The 3,768-nt window shown below is 71.0% G+C and carries 6 protein-coding genes; 3 read left to right on the forward strand and 3 right to left on the reverse strand.

Annotation, left to right across the window (positions count from 1 at the left end; all coding sequences use genetic code 11):
- The 3 genes from I9P22_RS23540 to I9P22_RS23550 all read left to right on the forward strand — a co-directional run.
- The coding region (locus tag I9P22_RS23540) for a nitric oxide reductase activation protein NorD (protein ID WP_199262598.1) at window positions 1–1,341 on the forward strand (1,341 nt) is incomplete at its 5' end.
- The gene (locus tag I9P22_RS23545; protein WP_199262600.1) at window positions 1,341–1,877 is read left to right on the forward strand and encodes a cytochrome c oxidase subunit 3; all 537 of its coding nucleotides are present in this window, start codon (window positions 1,341–1,343) and stop codon (window positions 1,875–1,877) included. The genes I9P22_RS23540 and I9P22_RS23545, both read left to right, overlap by 1 nt.
- Window positions 1,878–1,880: 3 nt before the next feature.
- Entirely contained in the window at window positions 1,881–2,117 is a 237-nt protein-coding gene (locus tag I9P22_RS23550) for a cytochrome C oxidase subunit IV family protein (protein WP_199262602.1), read from the forward strand.
- Here the strand turns inward: I9P22_RS23550 and I9P22_RS23555 are convergent.
- The 3 genes from I9P22_RS23555 to I9P22_RS23565 all read right to left on the reverse strand — a co-directional run bounded on the left by I9P22_RS23555 (window position 2,114) and on the right by I9P22_RS23565 (window position 3,693).
- Window positions 2,114–2,827, reverse strand: coding sequence for a Crp/Fnr family transcriptional regulator (locus I9P22_RS23555; protein WP_199262605.1), 714 nt, complete (start codon window positions 2,825–2,827; stop codon window positions 2,114–2,116). The genes I9P22_RS23550 and I9P22_RS23555 overlap by 4 nt on opposite strands.
- A 95-nt stretch (window positions 2,828–2,922) precedes the next feature.
- Complete coding sequence (locus tag I9P22_RS23560; protein ID WP_199262607.1) at window positions 2,923–3,387, reverse strand: hypothetical protein; 465 nt, start codon at window positions 3,385–3,387, stop codon at window positions 2,923–2,925.
- Window positions 3,388–3,399: 12 nt separating this feature from the next.
- Window positions 3,400–3,693: an NO-inducible flavohemoprotein gene (locus I9P22_RS23565; RefSeq protein ID WP_233253566.1), complete on the reverse strand. Its 294-nt coding sequence runs from the start codon at window positions 3,691–3,693 to the stop codon at window positions 3,400–3,402.
- Window positions 3,694–3,768 lie beyond the last annotated feature (75 nt).

Below are 3,768 nucleotides of genomic sequence, written 5' to 3' on the forward strand. Positions count from 1 at the left end.
CGGCTGCTGGGCGATCCCGCCCCGGCCGACACCGCGCTTCTGGACGATCCCGGCCGCGCGCCGCCTGCGCCGCGCAGCTATCGCCCGTTCCGGCCGGTGCCGATGTGGCCCGACCTGCGCGCCCCGCGCCTGTCGGCCCCTTCCGAGACCGCCGAGCCGGCGACGGACGGCGAGGCCGAGGAAGCCGGCGACGGCCCGGCCCGCAAGGCCCGCCGCCACAAGGCCGACCAGGCCGAGCGCAAGGACAGCATCATCCTTTACAAGTTCGAGGCCATGCTGTCCTGGGCGCAGTTCCTGAACCTCAACCGCCGGGTCGAGGATGACGACCTGGAAAACGCCAGGAAGGCCGCCGACGACCAGGACGAGATCGGGCTGGGCCAGGTCTCGAAGGCCCCGGCGACCCGGCTGAAGCTGCACCTGGACCTTGCCCCCGAGGACGTGGACCGCGAACGGCTCTCGGCCGCCTTCACCTATCCCGAATGGGATGCGCGCGCCCAGGCCTATCTGCCCGACCATTGCCGGGTGCTGGCCGCGCCCGCCGGCGGCGATACCGCGCTGCAATCCCCGCCCGACGCCGCCGCCCGCCGCCGCATCCGCGCCGTGCAACACCGCTTCCAGGCACTGCGCCCGGCCCGGACCATGCAGTCCGGCCAGCCCGACGGCGAGGAACTGGACCTGGACGCCGCCCTGCGCTCGGTCACCGATCTGCGCGCCACCGGGCGCGGCAGCGACCGCATCTGGCGCCAGTCCCGGCCGGGCCGGCGCAACCTGGCGGTGTCGATCCTGCTCGACGTGTCGCGCTCGACCGAAAGCATGGTCTCGGGCCGGCCGGTGATCGAGATCGCCCGCGAGGCGCTGACCGCGCTGGCCTGGGGGCTGGACGGCTGCGGCGACCGCTTTGCCATCCAGGGTTTCTCGTCGCTGCGCCGCGACCGGGTCTGGCTGCATGGCTGCAAGGATTTCGACGAGCCGATGGGTCCGGGCGTCGAGGCACGCATCAACGCGCTGAGCCCCGGCTTCTATACCCGCCTTGGCGCCGCCATCCGGCATTGCTCGGCGGGGCTTGCCACGCAAGGCCGGTCGCGCAGGCTGCTTCTGGTGCTGACCGATGGCAAGCCCAACGATCTGGACCATTACGAGGGCCGGCACGGCATTGAGGACAGCGCCATGGCGGTGCGCGAGGCCCGCCGCGCCGGCCATGCGGTCTTCGGCATCACCATCGACCGCGCGGCGCAAACCTGGTTCCCGCGCATCTTCGGCCGCGGCGGTTTCGCGGTGATCCGCGATCCCGACCGGCTGGTCGGCGCCCTGCCGGAAATCTATCGCCAGCTGGTGTCGTGATGCGGCTGGACGATCTTCCCGGCGAATTGCTGATGTGGGTGCTGATCCTCTCCGAGTTGCTGGTCTTCGCCGCCGGCATCACGGTGATGGCGGCGCTGCGCCTGCGCGATCCCACCGGCTTTGCCGAGGCACAGGCGCTGCTGGACGGCCGGCTGGCGGCGCTGAACACGGTGATCCTGGTCAGTTCCGGCTATGCCGCCGCCCGGGCCGAACGCGCCGCGGCCCGCAGCCGCAAGCGCGCGGCGCGGCTGGGCCTGGGCCTTGCCGGCCTGGGCGGGCTGGCCTTCCTGGGGCTGAAGGCGGTGGAATATGCCGGCGACTGGCAGCGCGGCATCAGCATGGAAGCCAGCCCGTTCTTCACCTTCTACTACCTGCTGACCGGCTTTCACGCCGCGCATGTCATCGCCGGGGTGGCGCTGCTGGCGCTGGTCGCCTGGCGCGCCCGGCCCGATGCGGTGCAGGCTGGCGCCATGTTCTGGCACATGGTCGACCTGGTCTGGGTGCTGATCCTGCCGCCGATCTATCTGCTGGGCTAGACGATGGATGCCTTGACGAAAACCTGGCTCTGGCTTCTGGCCCTGGTGCTGGGCACGGTGGCGCTGGCGCAGGGCGCAGGGCCGCTGGCCGGGGCCGGGCTCTTGGCTCTGGCGGCGCTGAAGGCCCGGGCGATCCTGGGGCAGTTCCTGCACCTTGCCGGCGCGCCCGGCTGGTTGCCGGCGGTGATGACGCCCCTGCTGCTGTGGCTGGCGCTGATCGGGATGCTGAGCGCGCTCTAGCGCGACCAGGCATCGCCCGGATCGCCCTCGACCACCTCGCGCAGCGCCGGGATCGAGCCGATCTCGGCGCTGTTCTGCCGGATCTGCACCCCATGGTCGCGCAGCCGGGCAAAGGCGCGGCTCAGGCTTTCGGGCTTCATGCCCAGCCGGCCGGCGATCAGCGCCTTGTCATAGGGCAGCGTCACCGTGGCGCGATCCTCGGCCCCCTCGGGGCACAGCTCCAGCAGGAAGCCCGCCACCCGCTGCGTGCCCGAGCGCGCCTTCAGCTCCTCGATCTGCTCGACCAGCGCCTGCAGGTGCTGGAAGGTCGAGGCGATGATCGAGATCGCCGCCTCGGGCCGCGATTTCAGCGCCGAAAGCAATGCGTCCGAGGGCACGGTGATCAGTCGGCAATCGGTCGAGGCCTCGGCCGAAACCGGATAGGCGGCGCGGCGCAGCGCGATCGGCTCGCCGAAGCTTTGCCCGCGCGTCATCGTGCCCACCACCGCCTCGATCCCGCCGGGCGACAGCCGATAGAGCTTCACCCAGCCGTCGGCGACGATATGCAGCGCCCGGGCGATGTCGCCCTGGTAGAAGATCGGCGCGCCGCGCTGGTATTGCACCACCCGCGCCTGGTCCAGCAACTGCTCGGACAGCGCCGGGGGCATGGTCGAGAACAGCCGCGACTGGCTGGCGATCTGGCGCAGGGCCGGGGTCAGGGGCGCGGACATGGCATCACCATGGCTAGGGAACCTTTCGCAGCGGATCGGAAGCCCATGTTACGACAGGACGGCCGCCGCCGGCAGCCGCGATCCGCCGCGGGCCGTCAGAACAGGCCATGCGCCCCGCCCACCGCGCCGATCACGGCAATGAGCGAGCCGGCCAGCAGCAGGACATGCAGGCGGCCCAGCCGGTCGAAATCGCGCCCGGCCTGGGGCGAGGCCGCCATGCGGCGATGCAGGAACAGCGGCTCGATCACGAACAGCATGGCGGCAAAGACCAGCCAGACCGCCAGCATGGCGTGCATCCACCAGAAGGCCGGTTCGGCGAAACGCTGCCACATCCCGCCGCGCCAGGTCATCCACAGCCCGCTGGCCCCGGCCAGCGCCACCCAGAGCCGCGCCTGGGGCGAGAACCGGCCCTCGATGGCGTGAAAGGCGGCCAGGCGCTCGCCCGGCGGATGCAGCCGGCGGATCGCCGGGATCACCACCAGGGTCACGAAACCCACGCCGCCGATCCACATCAGCACCGCGACGACATGGACGATCCGCGCCAGGGTGAAATCGTCCATGCTGCGCTCTCCTCAGGCGGCCAGAAGCTCGTCGGCGGGGCCGAAGAACTCGTAATGGATACGGTCCGAGGCCACCCCGGCCAGCGACAGCGCCGAGACCGCCGCGCGCAGGAAGGGGCGCGGGCCGCAGATATAGTAGTCGGCCGTGGTGGCCGGGGTATTGGCCAGCAGCCATTCCTCGGTGATCAGCCCGGCGATGTCATAATCGCGGCCGGCGACCTCGTCCGCAAGCGGAGTCTGGTGGAAATCGGTGACGCGGACGTCCCTGCCCCGCGCCGCCAGCGCCCGGACATGAGCCTGTTGCACTCAATCGGCCTCATACCCGGCGGTTTTGAAGTAGTTGTAGCACTCCTCGTCGGAGAACAGATCGCAGACCTGGCC

Origin of the sequence: Paracoccus binzhouensis (assembly GCF_016446475.1) — a bacterium.
Taxonomy (GTDB): Bacteria; Pseudomonadota; Alphaproteobacteria; order Rhodobacterales; family Rhodobacteraceae; genus Paracoccus; species Paracoccus binzhouensis.

What these genes read in the sequence shown, in the direction of transcription:
- I9P22_RS23545 (WP_199262600.1), top strand. Translation starts at nt 1,341, where the DNA reads ATGCGGCTGGACGATCTTCCCGGCGAATTGCTGATGTGGGTGCTGATC.
- I9P22_RS23550 (WP_199262602.1), top strand. Translation starts at nt 1,881, where the DNA reads ATGGATGCCTTGACGAAAACCTGGCTCTGGCTTCTGGCCCTGGTGCTG.
- I9P22_RS23555 (WP_199262605.1), bottom strand. Translation starts at nt 2,827, where the DNA reads ATGTCCGCGCCCCTGACCCCGGCCCTGCGCCAGATCGCCAGCCAGTCG.
- I9P22_RS23560 (WP_199262607.1), bottom strand. Translation starts at nt 3,387, where the DNA reads ATGGACGATTTCACCCTGGCGCGGATCGTCCATGTCGTCGCGGTGCTG.